Source organism: Lunatimonas salinarum (genome assembly GCF_017811155.1).
GTDB lineage: Bacteria > Bacteroidota > Bacteroidia > Cytophagales > Cyclobacteriaceae > Lunatimonas > Lunatimonas salinarum.
On sequence record NZ_JACVCV010000001.1, the window covers coordinates 231222 to 251649 of the forward strand.

Below are 20428 nucleotides of genomic sequence, written 5' to 3' on the forward strand. Positions count from 1 at the left end.
TTCCGCTTAGCATCTACCCATGAAGCGAATTATGCTGCTCTTGTTGGTGACTATCCTCAGCACATTCCTCGTTGAGGCCCAGCAGGAGCCTCCAATTATTCCCCTTCCCGCAGATTTCTCACTAAACGATGGCAACTTTCTGCTCGACCGGGAGGTTGCCATTCGTTTTCCGAACGAGCTGGCATCAGAGGCTGCCCACTTTCGTCAGGAATTGTTTAGAAAAACGGGCATACCCGTGATTACCCGGTCTGGAACCGATTCACGTATCGAATTGGGGCTGGATCCTGAGTTGACGGATGCGTACCGACTGTCGATCACTCCTGGCCTGATCCAGGTTATTGGGGCTGATCCCGATCAGGTACACCATGGCCTGGTTTCCCTTATTCAGTTAGCCGAAAGTTACATGAGCGATAAGCAGGTGGCAGTCATCCCTTCCTGGCAGATCGAAGACCGTGCCGGCTACGGTTGGCGGGGATTGATGCTGGACGAATCCCGGTATTTTTTTGGTGTTGAAAAAGTTAAGCAGATTTTGGACTACATGTCCTATTACAAGCTAAACCGCCTTCATTGGCACCTAACAGATAGTCCAGGATGGAGAATTGAGATAAAAAAGTACCCCAAATTGGCGCTGGTTGGAGGTATTGGAGATCACCACGACCCAAATAAGCCCAGCGCATTTTACACTCAGGAAGAGATAAAAGAGATCGTTCGCTACGCCGCAGAACGAAAAATCACCGTGATTCCGGAAATTGACATGCCAGGGCACGCTACGGCCGCCAATAGAGCTTATCCGGAGTTTAGCGGAGGCGGATCAGCAGCCTACCCGGAATTCACCTTTCATCCAGGTAAAGAAGCCACCTATACCTACCTGACAGAGGTACTACAGGAGGTAAACACGCTCTTTCCCTCCGCAATGATCCACCTGGGTGGTGATGAGGTCAGCTTTGGAAATGAAAAATGGGCAAGCGACCCAGATGTTAAACGCTTAATGCAACAAGAAGGGCTAAAGGACTTAAAAGCTGTGGAAGATTACTTTATCCAACGAATGGCAGATTCCGTCCTTCACATGGGAAGCAAGGTGTTGGCTTGGGACGAAATGGCTGACGCTACCCTTTCCAAATCCGAAAGTATCATTTTCTGGTGGCGACACGACAGACCCGAGCAACTTGAACTGGCACTCAAAAACGGGTATGCCACGGTGGTCTGTCCCCGAATCCCCTACTACTTTGATTTCGTTCAGGAGGATTTCCATCAATTTGGCCGAAAATGGGCAGGTGCCACTGCACCGCTGCAAGCTGCCTACGAGTTTTCGTTGGATGATCTACCCATTTCCTCGGATTTCGACAAGGATCTCATTCTCGGACTGCAGGCAAACTTATGGACGGAAACCGTACACAACAGTCAGCGGATCGACTTCCTGCTGTTTCCGCGGATCGCTGCACTGGCAGAGGCCGCATGGACACCGGCAGGGGCGAAAAAGTTTGCGGATTTCATGCTTAGGTTAGACGGTCATTTACCTCGTTATGAGCGGGATGGCATCTATTTTTATCATCCAAGGCAGCCTGAATACCATCCTGAGCCGGTGTATAGGCCTTGACATTTCCTCTATTTGATCACCTGAAAAGCAGACGCCTGCCTATTGAACGGCAAGGCGTCTTCATTGCGTAGGTTGAAACGCTCGTTGATCTGACGTATTAGATGATCCACTCCAAACTCGGATCCTGGAATAAACCCTGGGACAGTAATCACTTGGGCCAATAACCCGCCAAACCCCCGGTGCATGACCCCTCTAGGCAAGTAAACCAGATCACCTACATCCAAAGAATACGATTTGAACAGATCTTTGGTCTGCTCTAGGGTTATCTTATCGGGCCGGGAAAGTAAATGTACCTTTTCCGAAGTAATCAATTTGGCTCCTGGTAGCACCATTTGCACCAAGTAAAACTCATCGAAACCTATGTCCACCGGGTGGTAATGGCTAAATGAATCCATAATTCGCACACGATGCGCATTGATCGCATGGTACACATACTCCCCTACCTCCTTTTTCCAAGTAAGCAGAATACGGCGGTACGCATTCGTTTCCGTGGCACATCCACCTGGTTCGTCCGTAATGTTGGGATCCCAGTCAGGCCGTATAAAGGCAGGAATATGATCTGCCGGCTTTTCCGGAATGGTAAAAACCAACATGCTCAACAGGCTATCTGCTTTCATGGTTTCACCGTTTTGAAGCATGATGATATCGCCGACAGATACCTTACTGGAGCGTTCCCCGCCTTGTGCGTCGAAGATCGTGGCAGTACCTCCTCCCTCCTGCAAAAACACCACCTGCGTGAGCTCTTTTGACCCGAGAGACATGGACCTATCCACATAGTGAAGGTCATATCCCGGATTTCGCTTTCTAAATTCCGCTTGTATTTCAGCCAGGCCCTCGTGATTGGCCTGTGAAAGTTTTGCTATTTTTATCTGTTCCTCTTGGGCAAAAACCGGGTTTACGTGGTTTAGAAACACGTAAACACCAAATACCAAGAGCACTTTCAATCGCTTTTCCACTTTGTTATGTACGTTTTACCTACTGATTGGTTAACCTTATGACAGTCATCCAGCAGGCATCATTTTCCCTTTTCTACCTTTTGAATAACTGAAAAAATGCTTAATTTTCCAAGTGTAGCCTTACGATCTGTTTGATTAAGCTGATAGTTGGGCTCCTTTTATATTCTATAACAGCTTAATACAGTAAAATGCCGTACCCACTACGTGCGCCTCAGCCTGCGAGGCGTTTGAGGGATAATTACCTGCGTTTCATGGAGCAGCCCGAAATCCGTGACTTTACCGACCGGGGAGGCGTCGTCTGCCTTGCCTGCAATGGCAGACCTGTCGAAGATTTATGTGCACTGGCTGAACTTGGCCACACCACTTTTGGCGAAAAGTATGTACAAGAGGGCCTACCAAAATTGAAGCAGCTTCAAGCTCGCTTTCCTAACGTACGCAGGCAATATTTCGGAAAGCTACAAACCAATAAGATCAAACGGGTTATCCAATACTTCGACCATGTAGAATCGGTTGCCTCGGAGCGGGAAATAGACCATCTAAAAAAGCATCTCTCTTCCTACGCCGAAGAAGCGAAAAGAACTTTTTTCCTGGAAGTCAATATTGGGCAGGAACCTCAAAAAAATGGTGTCCTACCTCCATATGCCAGACACTTGCTCGACTATGCAACCGAAAACGGACTGCCCATTGACGGGCTGATGGGCATTCCGCCCAAAGGGTTGGATCCAAAACCCTTCTTTGGTTCGTTGAGAAAACTGGCAGATCAATTGCACCTTCCGGGTTGCCAAATGGGGTTCTCAAGAGACTATAAGGAAGCCATTGCGTTGGGATCTACCCATATTCGGATCGGAACACTGGTATTTGAAGGAACCTGTGCATGATCTTACCAAAAAGCCAAATCTACCAGTACATACGAAAGACCTACCGGGCTGTCTTACCGATCATCCCCGGGGTTCTTTTGGATGCCATGGTGCTGATAACCGCCAAAAAGTGGAGTCAATTTGTAAGCATGTTTATACTTGAAGTACTATTTTTTTCGGGTAAACAGGAAGATGCCGAGCGATTGGTAGGCTTATGGGTTCACAAATTCCTCTCGAAAAGAACCGACCCGTTTGATCAATTCCCTGTCGGTGCACCCACAAAGATGCCGCCATCGCAGAGATCTGTTTCGTTTGCATCAGTACTTAGCCGATTCTACGAAGCCGTTGCCCCGCTGCAATCCCAACCCTTTTTGGCATTTGGGACCCTTCTGGGCTACGTAAGGGAAAAGGATTTCATCCAATGGGATAAGGACATTGATATCGGGTTTTTCAAGGAAACAGTGGATCTAGCGAAATTGAAGCGTGGCCTAAGACGGGCCGGTTTTCGAATCGTGGAAGACAGTAGCGATGGTTCTCCCTATAAACTCAAATGCCAATTCGGCAACTCCCCCTTGGTAGAAGTGGTGCTATTTGGGATGGAAAACGGACACTGCATCACCTATGGAGCTGTCATGGGGCAATTTATAAAACGCTACCGAAAGCCGTTCAGGTTAAAAGCGGTTCCGTTTCTGGAGACCACTGTGTATGTCCCGGATCCTCCTGAGGAATTTCTAACCGAGAACTACGGAAATTGGCAGCATCCCCAGCCCATTTACAGCCACATTTTCCACTCAGAGTTAACCGATTATAATTCATCCATTATACGCTTTTATGCCAAGCGCACCTTTTGTGCTCACCTTTTGGAAGGAAATGCCCTCAAAATTACGCACTTCTTGGAGCTCTTTGTACATAAGTACCCCAATGATCCTTTTTGGACTGTACTTCAAAAACGACTAACCCCGTTCCTGCCATGATAACTGTTTATGCTAAAATGGTCGCTGACCTTTTCCACCCCGGACATGTGGCCTTTCTAAAAAGAGCCCGCGAATTGGGAGACCGTCTCGTGGTACACGTTGTTTCCGATGAACGGGTAGCGAAAGCTAAACGGAAGCCCATTATGACCCAGCAGGAAAGGATGGCCGTATTGGGCGCTTGCCGATTTGTGGATGAGGTACGCTCAGATGGGCCAAGAGAGGTAAGTGATGCCTTTTTGGATGATCATGGGTTTGATCTTTTCGCCTACGGGTATTCGGACGAGCGTGAACGGAACACCAAAGCCTACGAATACCGAAACATCTCATCCGAACGTATCCGTATTATACCCTACAGCACGGAGATTTCCACCACCCTACTTATTCAGCGGGTAAAAACGCTGCTTTCCACGGAATGATATGGGCGAAAAGACGCTCTCCTATAGATTCACTTCACGCCTTCCAAAAACAACCAACGCGAAAACATAGGCCAATAGAAAGACAATGACAAGGAGACTGAGGGATTCATCATACCTAAACCGAAATACCTCAAGCCAAACCAGCAGTTGGAGAATCAAAAACGACATCCCCACTACCCAAAGCGGCTTGGCTATTTTCACCTTACTTTCAAAACCTGTTATATCCAGTGGTTTTTGAGGTAGAGGCTCAGCGGTGTTTGATCGTAAAAACCTAACCAGGGCATACCAAAATCCGGCACCCATGAACAATACGGCCAGGATAGGAACTAGCTTGTATTCCCCCGGGCTTACATACACGTAGATCAAAATGCCCACTACCCAGAGCGGGATGAGAAATGAAACATAATTTAGCCTCATAATCGTTTCTAAAAAAACTCCCAACTTACTACAACCAGGGCCCTAGATAACCCGCACTATTTGCTAGCCCAACCTCATATAGTAGACCGCCACAACCACCAATGCCAGGTTAATCAATAGCCGAACCCCAGCCCAAACCTTGGCCCTTTTCGGATAGGCCTTAGACTCGGAGCCCAAATCGTATATCAGCTTACCAATCAACAGAATGTTTACTGCCAACAACGCCAGCACACCATACCACAGAACAAAGGGCCATTCGAAAATGCGTATCAGTCCGGAAAATACGTACGCCGACATAGTTAGCACGCTGGTATTGCTTTGCAGTTCGTTCGGGTGGAAAAAAGAGGTATTTTTAGCTTTCATCGTCTTAGTACGCAAATATATTTCCGACTCACTGAAAAAAAATTTCAGTGAGTCTCCTATTATTTATTTCCTCCAAACCTATCAACCAACTCAACATACGATAATACTATCGGTAGGGAAAAAAAGGGCTTTAGCAATACGATATAAAAGCCGAAAAAACGGATAGAAATCCGCGATCTATCCCCCTAAATATTCAGTTCCAGCTTTATCTGTTTCAAATCAGACAATAAGTCTTCTTTCATCTGCTGGGTATAGATTCGATAAATAGATCCAAGATTTTGATATTCTATAAGTCGTTCGAAATCTCGCATGCGTGCCATCCATGTTACACCGTCCGTTACCAGAAAAAAATAGGTATCGCTTCGTTTCTCAGCAATGATTCGACGAACATCGCCAATTACGTCGCTTTGCTTACTTCCCGTTGCACCATAGGCTTTGACCTCGATTACTATGCTCGGATGTTGGGTCGATGGGATGCAGAAATCAGCTTTGGCGGTGGTAAGTCCCGTTGCGCCAACAAAACTTTTTCTAACCTCATATTGATCAAAAACTTCAACGACCAATTTCTCCACAAAATCTTCCAGGTTTTTACCTCTTCGTTGACCCTTTATCGCGCTTCCCCTTCCGATCTTTAGACGTTCCTGAACAACCTCCTTCCAAGTATAGTCTCTAGACATAAGCCTGTCGAGCGCTTCCAACAACCCGAAATCTTCCAGCCTTTTAACATATTGATCGGGATCCTTCTTAAAAGCAGTTTTGCCATGACCACTCTCGCTGTCATAAAAAATGCCTTTCAGTGTTTCCGTGAACTCATCCTTCGAAAGTTCAAGAACCAACCTAAACAAAGTGATCGCAGCTTCAAAGTTTTGTTCCAGTAAATCGATTAAGTCACTAGCCTTCACTTGGCTATTGACCGCGAATTTGGACAGTATATCAATAAAATTTTCGGAAAACTCATCCTGCCAATCTGTCGCTACAACCCCGAGCTTTGGGATGAGTTCATTTTTTGTTTGTTTGTGCCGCTGCATCTCTATTCCCTACCAATGATTAAAAACTCGCTGACTTTTGACCTCGATACGGTTGAATGATTACCAAAATGATATTTATGCGGCTTTGTCCTTACTTCAATGTTTGTTTTGTGATTCTTCATAATTGCGGCCAAGGTCTCTAAATCAGGGTAAGCATTAGAGGAATAAGAGAGAACTAAGGTGCTTTGCGCAAATTTCCCAAACATCTGATCAAATGCCTCAATCGCCGTTTTCCTGTAAGAAAACGGTGTGAATTTCTTTTTGATTTTCTTCACTTTTGTATTCTCCATTATCTCCTCACCGACCCAGTATTTGGACAACCCTTCCAAAAAATGGTATCTCTTGGTATAGCAATTATCATCTGACGATGGCACATAGGGCGGATCCATATATACCAAATCCGGCTTGTATAGTTTTTCGCTAAAATCAAATACGTTCCCATTAAAAGAGGCATTCTTCTTTCCGTTATCAAAAACTGTAGCATTGTATGCCGCCACTTGCTCAATAAAATGGGACTCCATTGATAGTTGCAAATCCCGCCTTCCGTCGTTGTACTTATCCAGATTGCCAGAGATGGTGAATACACCTCTGGGTTGCTTCTTCAGGCATGACCTAAACAATGCTGTGTACGCCAACGCCTGTTTGTAGGGCGACGATAGACAACGGATGTTGTGACTAACTTTATCCAGAAATACCAAGTCATCTTTATCGTAAAACACCTTGTCAAAAGTCCGCTGAATAAAATCATCCGCGTGACCATCCATATTCAAAAGACTTTCCAGGTCATTCTCATCCAATTGATCTACGTTGTTTTCAATCACGGCTTTTGAAATGACCGAAGAAAAATGAAGAAAATCATTTGAATAAACTTTCTTGTTCATGGACTTCAACAAAAAAGAAACAACACCAGATCCTGAAAAGGCATCAAGAGCTGACTCAAATTCCAAGGAACTAAAAGTTTCATAAATCCACGGAATCAGTTTGTATTTGCTCCCCATATACCTCAGAAGTGGATAGCTCCGCATTCTATTTGAATCCACCTGTTCATTGAGATCGGGTATAAAAAGCTGCTCCATAGGTTAAAAATTAAGTAGGCTTTGTTTTGCTCCTTTGTTTCTGATATACCTCGCTTGTTCTTCCGCGACAGCAAAGACGTTTTCTGAACACTGATATTTATGGGCTTGTTCAATTAGAATATCCGCCACATAGCGCTCCTTAGTCGTCTGATAATCCAAGGAAAAATAGTCTACCAACCCCCCAAGTTTCGAAAATGGAAATTTCTTTTTCCCTCTTTCTATTTTGCTGATGTCGGTATAAGGAAGATCTAAATCTTTGGCCAACCTGTCCTGCGTTAGCCCCTTTAATTCCCTTTGTTTCCTCAAAAATTCACCAAAAGTTGACATTTCAATCACTTGATAAAATTTAACTTGACTGTTTTTTGGCAATATATCGAAAATATTAAAATAATAAATCGAATAGGTGGAAAATTTCACCGTCTACTGTCGAGGAAAACGGTAAAACAGTTCCTGAAACAAACAGATTAATCCTCTTGCTTTTCCGTTCTCCACCATTTCCAACCCAAAACCAGAAAAGACCGGCATTTTTCCGTAATTTCCCACCCTAAACCAAATAGCTCTATAATGACTAGACTTTACATCGTATTTTTCGCACTTGCCTGGATTTCCTGCTCGGGGCCACCATCCCAACGAGCAGAAATCAATGTGGCCGACGGATGGCGCACGCTCTTTAATGGAAAAGACCTGGAAAACTGGCGCATCAAAATCGCCAAACACGAACTGGATGAAAATTTTGCCAATACATTTCGTGTGGAAGACGGCCTCATGAAAGTACGCTATGATGGGTACGAAGCCTTTGATCGGCAGTACGGCCATATATTCTATGACGAACCGTTTTCCTATTACCTGTACCGCGTAGAGTACCGCTTTGTGGGCGAACAAGCCCCCGAAGGCGAAGGCTGGGCCCTGCGCAACTCGGGCGTCATGCTGCACGGTCAGAAACCGGAAACCATGACCAAATACCAGGACTTCCCCATCTCCATCGAAGGCCAGCTCCTGGGTGGAGACGGCACCAACAACCGGACTACCTCCAACCTCTGTACACCCGGCACCAACGTGGTGATCGACGACGAACTCTTTACCCCCCACTGCCTGAACTCCAGTTCCAAAACCTACCATGGAGAACAATGGGTAGTGGCTGATTTTCTGGTTCTGGGCGACAGCATCATCCACCATATCCTGGAAGGGGACACGGTATTGACCTACCATAAGCCCCAGATGGGTGGCGGCAACGTCAGCAACCACAATCCAGACGTGAAAAAAGACGGCCAACTCATCTCCGAAGGCTATATCTCCCTGCAAAGCGAGAGCCATCCCATCGACTTTCGTCGGGTGGAGATCTTCGACCTTTCCGGCTACCAAGCGGAGGGGCGATTGGAAGAAGCTCTACGTGCGCTGCGAAAAGCAGAAGGCTACTAAAAAAATTACCCGAGAAGCTGATTCGCTCACTTCTCGGGTGAAACCATTTCATTGAGCGTATTACAAACTACACCCGTACACCGGTGGTACCTCCACCTGCTAAGGTGATGTCCACCGGCTTGTTGGATTGCCATGAACCTGCGGTAAAATCGGGTACGTCGATCGAGTTGGAGCGATTGGCCACTGACCACTCGCTAAGCGGCGTTATGGCAGACCAAAGCGCAGCATCGTACACATCCTGATCCAACGGAAGTCCGTTTCGCAGGCAATCGATCATGCGCCAGTCCATCATAAAATCCATGCCTCCATGGCCTCCGATCTGCTTGGCCATCTCCCCTACTTTTCGGACAATCTCCGGCGTATATTTTTCCTGTAACGCCTTCATATCTTCTTCCTTCAACCAGCCATGCCCATCGGATACTCCCTCCTGTGGCCATTTTTGCGCCATGGCCTTGGTGCCGCTTACCAAATGAATGCGGGAATACGGACGTGGAGAAGTCACATCATGCTGAATCATAATAGACCGGCCCTTTTTGGTCTTTACCATGGTGGTGTTCATGTTACCGCGATATCTTTCGTTGGCAAATGAATTGTAATAGGAGTCTTCGGCTGCAAGCTTTTGGGCGTGGGCCTGCATCATAAAGTCCTTGCTGGACAACGAGGTTAGGTAGTCCATCTGATCACCCCGGTTGATGTCCATGATTTGGCAGATGGGGCCCAGCCCATGGGTTGGGTATAGGTTTCCATCTCTAAAATTTTCGATCAAACGCCACATTTCCTGATAACCCGACCCCTTTTTGAAATTGAGGTCCATCAGGTCGTGGATATAAGCACCCTCGCCATGAATGATTTCACCAAAATAGCCATCCCGCGCCATGCTCAGGGTCATCAGTTCAAAGAAATCATAGCAGCAGTTTTCTAGCATCATGCAATGCTTCTTGGTACGCTCAGACGTCTCTACCAATTGCCAGCATTCTTCCAGCGTAACGGCAGCGGGCACTTCGGTGGCTGCATGCTTACCGGATTCCATCGCATACACCGCCATAGGGGTATGCCACTGCCAGGGCGTAGCGATGTAGATCAGGTCCAGGTCATCCCTATCTACCATCTTCTTCCAGGCATAGGAACTGCCGCTGTAGGTCACAGGTTTGTGAGGGGTGCCCTCGAGACTCTTAACCACCTTATCCACCATTTCCGGACGTAGATCGCAAAGGGCTTTGATTTCCACTCCTTCTATTTTGCTTAGCCGATTCACAGCTCCAGGTCCGCGCATGCCCAGCCCAATCACTCCCACCCGGACGGTATTTATCTTTGGTGCTGCAAAGCCGGACATGTTGAATCGCTGATTGTGTTTTCTCAGACTTTGGATCTTAACCTGGTCCAATTGCTCCTGACTGAAGCCACTGATTCCTGCTCCAACCAGTCCCATTCCCGCCAATCCGGATATCTTCAGAAAATCTCTTCTTTTGTTACTCATACTTACTGCTATAAAATTAATGTTATCGGGTTTTCGTAGATCAATTGCTCGGAAGGTAAGGTAAATCGCCAATTCCCCGTCCTCTTTTTACATGAACAGTGCTTATATCTTGAAGAATATTTTCTTTTTGTACAGAAAATAGCACAGGTACCACATGGCTCCCAAAGTCAATAGGGAGTTGATCAGCTTTTGGAACGATTCGGGAACACCGATCGCTTCCAAGACGCCCATATTGAAGATTCCCACAAAACCGAAGAGCCACGATCCAAGTACGTTGGCGAATAGATAGATAAAGATCGGGTTCATTCCGACTATAATAAACCCGCGGGTCCAAGATTGCACCTTTTTCATATCCACCAGCCAGTAAAACAACGCCAAGGCAAGCAAGGCCCATCCTCCGGAGGCCAGCACAAAAGAAGTGGTACTGATCCGCTTGATGATCGGCGTCAACGAAGTCCAGTCCAGGGCATAGCCCAATACCAGACTTGCCAGTCCAGCCAGCGCAAAGACTTTGATTTTCTGGTTATCGTCACGTTGGCTCAGGAGGAAGTTACCGCACATAGCCCCCCAGAGCGTGTGCACGGCAGTAGGTATGCAGTTGATGGCTACCCAACCGCCGCCGTTGATCTTACCCATCAACAACATATCGGTGTAGCTGCCAAAATTTTCACCCTTGACAAAGGGTGTTTCCGGGTTGTATAGTCGATACATCACCTCGGTGAGGATCAGCAGGCCCACGGATATGCCAAGTTGAACCTTCCAAGGCTTTTGCAACAAGAAGTAGGTCAAAAGGATGGTAAAGGAAAGTTGGGTAAGCACATTCCACAGCTCAAACACCAACTTTTGGCTGTATACGCAATGAAGACCGGTGCCAAACAGAAACAGCAGAAAACAGCGCTTAAGGATGTGCCGGGTGACCTGTGAATTGTCTCCTCCTGCACTTAGGCGCTTATTGAGGGAAAAAGGCATGGCCACGCCCACGATAAACATAAAGAAAGGCTGTATCAAATCCCAAAACCTCAGTCCATTCCAGGGATGGTGGGTAAACTGAACCATCAGGCTGTGCCCGAAGGAATCTTCCGGAAACATGCCGATCAAGTGACGGTACAAGAGCGCACTCTCTGCAATCAGTAAGAACATAGTGATGCCCCTGTAAGCATCCAATGAAACCAACCGTTGTTGGCCTGTGAGGTTTGGTGTAGACATGTGGAGGGAAAATCGTTAGTCGCTTCAAAATAGGTTTAGATCAAGCAAATTGACTAATCCGAAGAAAGGTCAACCTTCAAATATACTAGTTCCCGACAAACGCCCAAACAACTTTGCTTGGAATGGCTCAAAATACACCGTTCAGCAGAAAACAATAGGCAAAACTTGGGAAATCCATACGATATTGCGGCCAAACTGGTATATTCATAAAAAAATACCTATGAGATACCTTTTGCTTTTACTCGCATCGTTTGCAATAGCCTGCACCGGCACAGCTCCCGGTGATCCTACCGAAACCAAAATCACAACAGAAGCCGATGTGAATCAACTGCTTCTCAAAGACCATAAGCCCGTATCCCTTTACAAAAATCAGCACACGCCGATCAGCAAGGCAAAATTCCCGGTCATCGACATGCATTCCCATACCTATGCCCGCACGGTGGAAGAGTTGGACGCTTGGGTGGAAACCATGGACCGGGTGGGCATAGACAAAACGGTACTGCTTACCTACGAAACCGGTCCGAAATTCGATTCCCTGATGCAGGTGTATTCCCGGCACGAGGGGCGGTTTTTACTTTTCTGTGGATTTGACTATACGGGCTACGACCAGCCGGGATTTGGACCGGCAGCCGTGAAGGAGCTGGAACGCTGCGTAGCCGCCGGAGCGGTGGGTGTAGGCGAACTGGGCGATAAGGGATCCGGATTATTTTACTCCCGGCCTACCAAGGCCTATGGGATGCACGTAAACGATGCCCGCATGAAGCCCCTGCTGGAAAAATGTGCGGAGCTCAATATCCCCATCAATATCCACGTAGCCGAACCTATCTGGATGTACCAACCCATGGATGAAACCAATGACGGCCTGATGAATGCCTTCCGCTGGAGACTGGATGACAAAGAAGGCATCGTAGACCATGCCGGCATGCTGGAAATCCTGGAGGATGCAGTAGCACAAAACCCAAAGACCACCTTTATCGCCTGCCATTACGGTAACTGTTCCTACGACCTGAGCCTCGTCGGAAACATGCTCGACAAATACCCGAACCTCTACTTGGACAACAGCGCAAGGTATGCGGAAACAGCCACCATCCCCCGTACCGTAAACAGGTTTTACAGCCGCTATGCCGACCGAATACTCTACGGAACCGACATGGGCAGAAACGAGGCCATGTACCTGACCACCTTTCGGATCATGGAAACCGAGGACGAGCATTTTTACGACCGGGGGATCTCGGGATACCACTGGCCTATGAACGGCTATGGACTGAGTGAAGAGGTATTGAAGAAAGTGTACCACGATAATGCCAAAAAAATGCTGGGGCTTTGAGCCCGGCAAAATGGCCCAGCTTGGAGAAGGCTGACAAACGAAATGGTTCGATTCCAGTCTACTTCTATTTTTGTAAAGATACTGATTCTTATATTTACTGTGTTTCGCCCACTATAATTAAAGTGAGGTTAGTATCAGTCCCTCTCATCTCCAATTATAATAAAATCTAAATTATTCAACTCAGGAGATAAAATGTTTTCTAATGAAAGCTTGCCTGTTAATTCGTTAACACAAATTTTAAGTAATCTTTGATATCCATCATCATTAAAATTTAATATTATATAATTAAAGGTCGTTAGATCTAGTACTTCCTTATCTTGAAATAATATTTTTGGATTTGTAATTTCAGAAATTGTCAATGTATGCTTTTCATGATCCCATGATAAAGATGTTACATATTTAAGTTTAGGATGCTTACACAAAACATGACTTAGATGATCAATCTTAATTATATCATTTCGCTGAATCAAATCTTTCCAATTTGTTTTTTCCACTGAATTAATTATTAGATTATCTACTTCATTAAATACTTCTCCCGTAGAAGGTATACTAAAATAATCGCTTGCCATTTTCAAGAATTCTCCTGAATTGTACATCCAGAACAATTGTCCAGACTTATCTGCAAACTCTTTTATTAATTCCTCTCGAGGTATAAACATTTTATTTGATGAAGAATCAACCCACCAATCTTCCTTCAGATCATCATTTATGAAAATTATATTTTTCTTATTTTGCACAGAAAATTTGATTATTTGCAACCACAAAATTAAATCACCATATTTTTGGAATCCAATTTTCTTTGAGTTAGAAAAATCCTTATATCCTGGAGGAATTTGATTATCATACCTAAACTTTCCGTGTTCTATAATTTCTAATATTTCATCGAAACTAAATTCCTCTCCTATAATAAAATTCCTATATATAGAATTATAAATTATATCCTCTTTTGATTGTTGATTCAGTTTTTCAATTTGAAGCTGAACTTGTTTATCCAAATCCTTTTCAAATTTTTGAATTTCTGAATCAAGTGCGTCGAAAATTTGGGGATCGAGATATGGATGCTTATCTGATTTTTTCGTTCTTTTCTTTAGTTCATCAAAGTGATTCTTTATACTCTTTAAATGAGAGTTCAAATTAATATATCGTGATTTAGCATTTTGAAAGCCTTTGCCTTTGTTTTTATCTAATTCAAAAGCTACATGGTTTGGAATCCATAAACATCCCTTAGCACGCTCGAATATTTTTTCAAAAATCATAACAGTTTGTTCCGAATATTCGTAGAAGTTGAGTAACGAAGAAGAATCGAATACAAACACACAATTATCCCAAAGTAATTTCTCTTTTTCTTTTGTTATAAAATATTTTGAATATTGGTCTCTCATATTTTCTGTATTGAAGCTGACTAATTATTGCCACTACCTTTTGATCGGCACACCTGCCTACCCTACCGCCGCTTCTGCTTTGCCTTCCTATTTCTCAAATGAGAAAACGCAATTAACGATAAGCTGACACCAAGTAACATCGAGCTAGTTGAAGTGAGCGTCCATTTACCGGTAGCCTCTCCACCAACTAACGAATACAGAACAATTCCGAACGAACCTCCCGCACACGCTAGCAGTACAAATAAAACCATTCTATCTTTTTCCATTTTCCTTAAAGTTAAAGAACAACCTAGATTTCACCCAACACGTGCCGGAAAAGAGACGTTCTGCCTGCACCTGCGCAGAGATTATTTCACCAAGCCTAACCTGTAGTCGCTGTTGCAACCGCGGCTGCTTCGGATCCATTGTACCAAGTGCGGCACCTGATCGACTTGATGTGGTATTGGTTCTTTTAGCTGAACTTGACCCCAACATTAAAGATAAAACCACCTCACTGAAAAAAATTTCAGTGGATCATTTTTTACCAAAGCGATTAACAATATTTCTTCAACCACTCCTAATTACTCACGGATTGGACAGCACAATCCTTCGATATGACGTCAAGGATGGCAAACCGGTATCTTCTACTTCCAAGATGATATGCAGCTCCCTGCCTTTTAAATCGGGCATGGAAAACCGTATTTCGTCGGCATGGGGGGCAGGAAACTGCAGATCTCCGCCCGTACCACCGGCCTCGCGGTAAACCCACCAGTGATACCTCAGCGCGTGCCCATCCGGATCGTGGCTTCCTTTGGCACTTAGCAGCACCTCCGCCGCAACGGGTACCTTGGCCGTTGCCAAGGCTTTGCCCTCGTTTCCATTGAGCACCACCACGGGATTATGATTGGCTCCCGTAAAATCATCGGCTATGTTCCAATCCATACGGGCGGCAAAGTCGTGCTGGTAGGCTTTTCGGAAGCGCCATATAGTGGCCTGATTCGATGCCTCGATGCGGCCGTCGGGCAGACGCACCTCGTCTTGGGTATGCACCGAGGAAGTCCAAATACTACCTGCCTCACCAAAGGACCTATACCGCTCGTATCTTCCTCCCCATCCCCCGTAGGTGGGGCTTTTGTACCAAGCCAGTCCATTTTGGATCAACCCGATAAAGGAAGGGGTATCTCCCTCCATGATGTAGTCCGAGGGAAGGTAATTTTCCCCCAGCGGTCCATGCCCTTCCATCACATGTTCCCGCAACCAAGGATTGTCCACCAACTCAAAATAGTACCCGGGCCCATTTTTATACCATCGGTCTCCGGATATCCCGGTCCAGGTAGCTTTGTAGTACTCACGCCAATTGTCCCCCGCACTGGCATCTACGATGTAAAAAATGTCGGGGAATTCCTGTCGGATCCAGGGGCCTGCAAAATCCTGGTCGGAAATCGCGTAGACACGGATTTTCTCCACAAAACGCTTCACTTCCTCCTCTGAGCGGGTTTGACGCACTTTCCAAAGGGCCTGAGCCAGGCAGTTGGCCCCACCCCAGACCGATACCCATAGCGGTCGGGGATCTGATCTATCCACCGCGGCTATCAGCAAGTCGGATCCGGGGGAGTCCTTGCCCTCTCCTACCCCATCCATGCTGTACAGCGGCAGATGGGAACGCACCACACCGAGTAGTTCGGCTTCACTTGGATAGCCCGAAGAATGGATATCCAGGTTTTTTTTGACCTTCCCGTAGTCCCGAATCAACTGTTCGATCTTATCCTGACGGGTTTGATTGCGGAGGTGGGTACTGGTGGTGGCTGCGATGCCCTCTATGTCCATTTCGTTGGCATACACCAACAGACGTACCAGAGACTGCTGGTCATCGGGCTCGTTGGTGATGTCCGTCAGTACAAACAACCGTTGTTTTGCGGGCTTTTCAAATGCTAGCTGCGTCTGGGCTACAGTCCCACCAACCAAGAACAGTAGGTTAATCAAGAAAGCAAATCGGTGAATCGTCGTCATAGGTAGATCGTTTGGTACAGTGTTTTTATCGAGTCAGGCTGCCTTAACCTGACCTAGTCGAGTATATCTTCCAAAAGCTGTGCATATGCATCGGCATATTGCTGCATGCCCCAATCGGTGGGGTGGGTGCCGTCAACGGTCGCGTCCATGGAGAGACCAATATCTTCTTTTGAAAGGTAATAGATTTCCTCTACCCCTGCACCCAGCAATTGGTTATAAATATCCTGAGACCAACGGTTTACCTGCCTTACGGCCAACTCCCGCTCTCGGTCCGTGAATGCATCGGAATACCCTGCATGTTCCACCAGCACGACGGGCGTGTCGGGATGCGCCTCTTTAAGGTTTAGCACGGCAGTCTTTAACCGGGATTTCACATCCTCCTCAGTCCAATTGGTAGGAACCAAATTGGGGAGGCAATCCAAGATATAGACAGATGCCGGAATCTGATGGATAAACTCCAGTACTTCCGGCTCGAGCCGGCCGTTTCCGGAGAATCCGAAATTGATAACCTCCCGGCCTAACAGTCTGCCCATGATAGCCGGCCAAGCCATACCCGGTCGGGATGCGCAGGCACCCTGCGCAATGGAGGTTCCATATACCACGATGGGTAAGCTACCTACGCCTCTCGGAAGTATACTCAGCTTGGATAAGGCTGCGACACCCAACGTCAATTGATCCACTCCATTGTATAGCGGCAAGTACAAGCGATATTCTTTTGTTGCCGCCGGAGCCGGATTTACTTTAAAGGTATAGGAAACGGTGTCCTTAAACGAGTAGCTTCCCCTCACCCATTGCCAGTTGCCATCTTCGGCCAAAACGTACAAATCCAATCCACTCACTCCGGTCGCCGACATGTGAGGCATTTCCAGGCGGCTGGAAGTTGGGACCAAACGGGCGTGTATTTCTGAGGCATCGGTAGTAAAATGTATCTCCAGCCCGGCCGAATGGCGGGAGAGATTCCACACGGCATCCCTTATTTTTCCTTCGGCTTCCGGAGGTAGGCGGTTATAGCCAATCCCGTCAAACCCTTGGGCATGGATACTGTGGGAAAAATCAAGAGGATCTATCCAACTAAGGTTCTGCTGGGACAGCGCAGGACTGGTTAAAAATGTGGTGACCACCAAAAGGGCAACGACGGCACTAGTATAGCTTGTCTTCATAAGAAAAACAGGATAAGATCAACAAGTTCGGATATTTACGGGGAAATATCAAACCATCGACTCTATAGCTAACGCTACGTCTAAGAAGTACCCTACAAGCTCAGAAGACGGTTGACTAGCTTATCAAAGGACGGGCTCAATCTGATTGGATTTAAAAAAAATTCCGCATCAGCAACGCTTCTATCAAGGCAGTTTGTTTGGTCTGCCAATTGGTTGGATAGTTTTCCAAGGCATTCTTGGCGTGCAATCGAGCCCTTTCGGAGTCGCCAACCTTGTCGTAAATTACAGCTGCTAAAAATTGATTAAAATAATAGTCGCCCAGCTGCAACGATCTTTCCAGGTATTGCAAGGCGTTGTTTTCATTTTCAGCCAAAAGGTGAAAATCCTCCCAGCCTACAGATTTGGGGTCAGAAAAATCAAGATTATCAGGCAGCTCCAATTGGTGATAGGCCAACATCGTGGCCGACAGCATTTCTAAGGAGCGCTTTGTTCTGGGGTACATGCTATTATTAAAATACGTTCTGAAAAATAAAGGAACCTGGGTTTTTTGCAGTAGTCCCTTTTTCGCAACCCGCCTTAGTCTTTTCTCAATATCCCTACTACCATTAAAAAAATAGGTAATTTCCCCCTGCGGGTTTAAAAAGAAAAAGTTAGGGGATACAAAATAATTCGACAAGACTGATTCTTCGTTATTTTCCAGTACAACATTGGTGCTGTCAATACCTGAATGCATAAGCTCACCAATCGATTTAGCTTTCAGCCCGTCCTTATGGCCGTATGCCACATTGATGAACCGAGCGTTCATAAATTCGCCGATCTCACGGTTTGTCCCCAGTCGTTGATAGGTCATCATAGAATACCCACAGTGCGTACTCCCGAACATCACAAAGACGTGCTTTTCTTCTTCCTTTGCTTTTTCCAAGGCCTCTTTGAGCGTGATTGCCTTAAAGTCTACACCTTGACCTATTGATGTAAATTCCACAAAAAAAAGCCCAATAACCAATAATATGGTTTTACAATCATTCATATCATCTTTATATACCTTTCAAAATCAGGATATTAACCTAATTCATTTCAATAAAAACCATAGGTTAGGGCACAACCGAAAAAAGGCACAAACCTTGGCCTCAGGTCAATCTAGGAATCTAACCCGTGCAATTCCCATCCCTAATTTACCACTTACTGCTCAAAGTTACAGCTTTCGCCCTTTAACCTTAAAAAAAATCCCCCTCCGGATGATCGAAGGGGGATTTCATAATGTATCAACTCACCTGTCTGGAACCTTAGGACCTGTCAGCCGTCGGCTTAAGATCAGTCAGACTGGCGATTTTTACCGGGGCGTTACGCTCTATGCTTCTGCGCGCGGCCACTCCAATCAGCACCGACATCACACCGTCCCTGATACCTGCTGAATGCTTGTAGGGATCTTCCGCATCGGGGTTTTTGAAGATTTTATCGTGCAGTCTACGGTCACCACCACCGTGGCCACCCCGCTCGCTCACCACATTGACGAACTGGGGCTTTTCAAAATTCTTGTGTACCACCAATGGCTCTTGATTCATATCGTCCAGGTTTTGGTTCATCTCTGCTGCGTGCAACGCTTCCTGGTCCAAGTTTTCCTTACTCATAAATGGGATATCCAACCAAGCATCTATTCGTCCGTTTTGGCCGTTGAAAGATACCTTCCAGCCTTCGTAGGGACTATAGGTAGTCAAAGAATAGTTCACAACGGCCTTATTTGCATACTTGATCTGCGCCGACATTTTATCGTGTATGTCGATTTCATGACGGTATACGCAACCATCTCGAATATAGCCATCATGATGTTCATTGTTTGCGTAGAGATTCATTTCATGACGACTCTTGGAAATATCCCAATAATACCTGCAATTAGCCTTATGGGCGCAGGATCGGCAACTTTTGCCTCGAAATGGGCCGTTGCTGCCATAATGCTCCAAGGCTCCGTAAGCAAACACTTCCTCAGGATCAGAATCCAGCCACCAATTTAACAAGTCGAAGTGGTGTGTGGCTTTATGTACCCAAAGTGAGCCTCCGTTTTCAGTAACACCGTGCCATCGTCTGAAATAAGAAGCACCGTGGTGAATGTTTAGGTACCAGTGGAAATCGACAGAGGTAATTTCACCTATTTCCTTGTTTTGGAGCAGCTCTTTAATTTTGGTGATATAGGGACTCCATCGGTAATTAAATCCTACAATGAGGTTCTTATTGGACTTTCGCTCAGCATCCAGAATCTGCTGACATTTGTTTTCGTCCGTGGTCAATGGCTTCTCGGTAAGCACATCGCATCCAAACTCGAGCCCTTTAATGATAAACTCGTGGTGGGTTGAGTCTTTGGTGGTGACAATTACTAGGTCTGGCTTGGTTTTGGTGAGCATCTCATCAAAATTAACAAACGTTGGGCAACTGACTCCCATATACTGTTTGCCGTAGGCCAACCGCCCTGGGTTGATGTCGCTTAGCCCTACGAACTCCAACAAATCCCCATATTGCTCCACAAGACGTTTACCCCAAAACGAAATACCTCTTACACCGGTACCCACCAGCACTACGCGCATTTTTCTGTTCATCCCAAAGCCTGTCAACGGCGCAGCAAAGGCAGTGCCTGCTGCCAGCATGCTCACAGCGTGGAGAAAAGACCTTCTTGATAACTTACTTTCCATGGTTATTAAAATTAAGAAACTGCTGAATTTTTAGACATTTTCACCCGCACAGCATATTTGTGCAAACGTTTGCATTTTAGCCAGAATTTTGGGTTTTGTCAAC

At 46.0% G+C, this 20428-nt stretch carries 19 protein-coding genes; 6 read left to right on the top strand and 13 right to left on the bottom strand.

The genetic code is table 11. The annotated features are described in order from the left end of the window. Positions 1 to 19: 19 nt before the first annotated feature. Positions 20 to 1597: a beta-N-acetylhexosaminidase gene (locus IAQ59_RS00950; RefSeq protein WP_245189345.1), complete on the top strand. Its 1578-nt coding sequence runs from the start codon at positions 20 to 22 to the stop codon at positions 1595 to 1597. 8 nt (positions 1598 to 1605) lie between these two features. Here the strand turns inward: IAQ59_RS00950 and IAQ59_RS00955 are convergent, their stop codons facing one another. Further along, positions 1606 to 2553: a hypothetical protein gene (locus IAQ59_RS00955; protein ID WP_209328885.1), complete on the bottom strand. Its 948-nt coding sequence runs from the start codon at positions 2551 to 2553 to the stop codon at positions 1606 to 1608. Between the two features lie 188 nt (positions 2554 to 2741). On the opposite strand from IAQ59_RS00955, the gene IAQ59_RS00960 reads away from it, so the two are divergent. From IAQ59_RS00960 to IAQ59_RS00970, 3 genes are read left to right on the top strand one after another with little or no spacing between them, the layout of a single operon-like run. Next, on the top strand, positions 2742 to 3431 hold the full coding sequence (locus IAQ59_RS00960; protein WP_209328886.1) for an alanine racemase: 690 nt from the start codon (positions 2742 to 2744) through the stop codon (positions 3429 to 3431). Further along, positions 3428 to 4384, top strand: coding sequence for a LicD family protein (locus IAQ59_RS00965; protein WP_209328887.1), 957 nt, complete (start codon positions 3428 to 3430; stop codon positions 4382 to 4384). Before IAQ59_RS00960 ends, IAQ59_RS00965 begins: the two co-directional genes overlap by 4 nt. Continuing rightward, positions 4381 to 4800, top strand: coding sequence for an FAD synthase family protein (locus IAQ59_RS00970; protein WP_209328888.1), 420 nt, complete (start codon positions 4381 to 4383; stop codon positions 4798 to 4800). Before IAQ59_RS00965 ends, IAQ59_RS00970 begins: the two co-directional genes overlap by 4 nt. Positions 4801 to 4821: 21 nt before the next feature. On the opposite strand, the gene IAQ59_RS00975 is transcribed toward IAQ59_RS00970, so the two are convergent. The 5 genes from IAQ59_RS00975 to IAQ59_RS00995 all read right to left on the bottom strand — a co-directional run bounded on the left by IAQ59_RS00975 (position 4822) and on the right by IAQ59_RS00995 (position 8053). Then, positions 4822 to 5217, bottom strand: coding sequence for a hypothetical protein (locus IAQ59_RS00975; RefSeq protein WP_209328889.1), 396 nt, complete (start codon positions 5215 to 5217; stop codon positions 4822 to 4824). A 63-nt stretch (positions 5218 to 5280) separates the two neighbouring features. Then, on the bottom strand, positions 5281 to 5514 hold the full coding sequence (locus IAQ59_RS00980) for a hypothetical protein (protein WP_209328890.1): 234 nt from the start codon (positions 5512 to 5514) through the stop codon (positions 5281 to 5283). A gap of 251 nt (positions 5515 to 5765) precedes the next feature. Further along, positions 5766 to 6608 carry a DpnII family type II restriction endonuclease gene (locus IAQ59_RS00985; RefSeq protein ID WP_209328891.1) on the bottom strand — a complete coding sequence of 281 codons (843 nt, stop codon included), beginning with the start codon at positions 6606 to 6608 and terminating at the stop codon, positions 5766 to 5768. A gap of 2 nt (positions 6609 to 6610) precedes the next feature. Further along, entirely contained in the window at positions 6611 to 7684 is a 1074-nt protein-coding gene (locus IAQ59_RS00990; protein WP_209328892.1) for a DNA adenine methylase, read from the bottom strand. Positions 7685 to 7687: 3 nt separating this feature from the next. After that, positions 7688 to 8053, bottom strand: coding sequence for a helix-turn-helix domain-containing protein (locus tag IAQ59_RS00995; protein ID WP_209328893.1), 366 nt, complete (start codon positions 8051 to 8053; stop codon positions 7688 to 7690). 195 nt (positions 8054 to 8248) lie between these two features. Between IAQ59_RS00995 and IAQ59_RS01000 the strand changes: the two genes are divergently transcribed. Beyond that, complete coding sequence (locus tag IAQ59_RS01000) at positions 8249 to 9103, top strand: 3-keto-disaccharide hydrolase (RefSeq protein ID WP_209328894.1); 855 nt, start codon at positions 8249 to 8251, stop codon at positions 9101 to 9103. Between the two features lie 67 nt (positions 9104 to 9170). Here the strand turns inward: IAQ59_RS01000 and IAQ59_RS01005 are convergent, their stop codons facing one another. Both IAQ59_RS01005 and IAQ59_RS01010 read right to left on the bottom strand, forming a co-directional pair. Continuing rightward, on the bottom strand, positions 9171 to 10580 hold the full coding sequence (locus IAQ59_RS01005; protein WP_209328895.1) for a Gfo/Idh/MocA family protein: 1410 nt from the start codon (positions 10578 to 10580) through the stop codon (positions 9171 to 9173). 102 nt (positions 10581 to 10682) lie between these two features. Next, on the bottom strand, positions 10683 to 11786 hold the full coding sequence (locus tag IAQ59_RS01010; RefSeq protein WP_209328896.1) for an acyltransferase family protein: 1104 nt from the start codon (positions 11784 to 11786) through the stop codon (positions 10683 to 10685). A 220-nt stretch (positions 11787 to 12006) separates the two neighbouring features. Here IAQ59_RS01010 and IAQ59_RS01015 point away from each other — a divergent pair, with 220 nt between their 5' ends. Continuing rightward, complete coding sequence (locus IAQ59_RS01015) at positions 12007 to 13113, top strand: amidohydrolase family protein (RefSeq protein ID WP_209328897.1); 1107 nt, start codon at positions 12007 to 12009, stop codon at positions 13111 to 13113. Between the two features lie 134 nt (positions 13114 to 13247). Here the strand turns inward: IAQ59_RS01015 and IAQ59_RS01020 are convergent, their stop codons facing one another. From IAQ59_RS01020 to IAQ59_RS01040, 5 genes are all read right to left on the bottom strand, one after another. Continuing rightward, the gene (locus tag IAQ59_RS01020) at positions 13248 to 14495 is read right to left on the bottom strand and encodes a PIN-like domain-containing protein (RefSeq protein ID WP_209328898.1); all 1248 of its coding nucleotides are present in this window, start codon (positions 14493 to 14495) and stop codon (positions 13248 to 13250) included. A 564-nt stretch (positions 14496 to 15059) separates the two neighbouring features. Continuing rightward, complete coding sequence (locus IAQ59_RS01025) at positions 15060 to 16484, bottom strand: DUF1593 domain-containing protein (RefSeq protein ID WP_209328899.1); 1425 nt, start codon at positions 16482 to 16484, stop codon at positions 15060 to 15062. A gap of 53 nt (positions 16485 to 16537) precedes the next feature. Then, positions 16538 to 17644 (bottom strand): SGNH/GDSL hydrolase family protein, encoded by a 1107-nt coding sequence (locus IAQ59_RS01030; RefSeq protein WP_209328900.1) that lies wholly within the window; start codon positions 17642 to 17644, stop codon positions 16538 to 16540. A gap of 151 nt (positions 17645 to 17795) precedes the next feature. After that, positions 17796 to 18671: a thioredoxin family protein gene (locus tag IAQ59_RS01035; protein WP_209328901.1), complete on the bottom strand. Its 876-nt coding sequence runs from the start codon at positions 18669 to 18671 to the stop codon at positions 17796 to 17798. Positions 18672 to 18927: 256 nt separating this feature from the next. Further along, a complete protein-coding gene (locus tag IAQ59_RS01040) occupies positions 18928 to 20325 on the bottom strand; it encodes a Gfo/Idh/MocA family protein (RefSeq protein WP_245189346.1) in 1398 nt (465 codons plus the stop codon). Positions 20326 to 20428 lie beyond the last annotated feature (103 nt).

Excerpts from the sequence above, each read along its gene's own strand:
- IAQ59_RS00960 (WP_209328886.1), top strand. The coding sequence starts at position 2,742 with ATGCCGTACCCACTACGTGCGCCTCAGCCTGCGAGGCGTTTGAGGGAT.
- IAQ59_RS01015 (WP_209328897.1), top strand. The coding sequence starts at position 12,007 with ATGAGATACCTTTTGCTTTTACTCGCATCGTTTGCAATAGCCTGCACC.
- IAQ59_RS00965 (WP_209328887.1), top strand. The coding sequence starts at position 3,428 with ATGATCTTACCAAAAAGCCAAATCTACCAGTACATACGAAAGACCTAC.
- IAQ59_RS00975 (WP_209328889.1), bottom strand. The coding sequence starts at position 5,217 with ATGAGGCTAAATTATGTTTCATTTCTCATCCCGCTCTGGGTAGTGGGC.
- IAQ59_RS00970 (WP_209328888.1), top strand. The coding sequence starts at position 4,381 with ATGATAACTGTTTATGCTAAAATGGTCGCTGACCTTTTCCACCCCGGA.
- IAQ59_RS01010 (WP_209328896.1), bottom strand. The coding sequence starts at position 11,786 with ATGTCTACACCAAACCTCACAGGCCAACAACGGTTGGTTTCATTGGAT.
- IAQ59_RS00990 (WP_209328892.1), bottom strand. The coding sequence starts at position 7,684 with ATGGAGCAGCTTTTTATACCCGATCTCAATGAACAGGTGGATTCAAAT.
- IAQ59_RS01030 (WP_209328900.1), bottom strand. The coding sequence starts at position 17,644 with ATGAAGACAAGCTATACTAGTGCCGTCGTTGCCCTTTTGGTGGTCACC.
- IAQ59_RS01025 (WP_209328899.1), bottom strand. The coding sequence starts at position 16,484 with ATGACGACGATTCACCGATTTGCTTTCTTGATTAACCTACTGTTCTTG.
- IAQ59_RS01000 (WP_209328894.1), top strand. The coding sequence starts at position 8,249 with ATGACTAGACTTTACATCGTATTTTTCGCACTTGCCTGGATTTCCTGC.
- IAQ59_RS00950 (WP_245189345.1), top strand. The coding sequence starts at position 20 with ATGAAGCGAATTATGCTGCTCTTGTTGGTGACTATCCTCAGCACATTC.
- IAQ59_RS01005 (WP_209328895.1), bottom strand. The coding sequence starts at position 10,580 with ATGAGTAACAAAAGAAGAGATTTTCTGAAGATATCCGGATTGGCGGGA.
- IAQ59_RS01040 (WP_245189346.1), bottom strand. The coding sequence starts at position 20,325 with ATGGAAAGTAAGTTATCAAGAAGGTCTTTTCTCCACGCTGTGAGCATG.
- IAQ59_RS00985 (WP_209328891.1), bottom strand. The coding sequence starts at position 6,608 with ATGCAGCGGCACAAACAAACAAAAAATGAACTCATCCCAAAGCTCGGG.
- IAQ59_RS01020 (WP_209328898.1), bottom strand. The coding sequence starts at position 14,495 with ATGAGAGACCAATATTCAAAATATTTTATAACAAAAGAAAAAGAGAAA.
- IAQ59_RS01035 (WP_209328901.1), bottom strand. The coding sequence starts at position 18,671 with ATGAATGATTGTAAAACCATATTATTGGTTATTGGGCTTTTTTTTGTG.
- IAQ59_RS00980 (WP_209328890.1), bottom strand. The coding sequence starts at position 5,514 with ATGTCGGCGTACGTATTTTCCGGACTGATACGCATTTTCGAATGGCCC.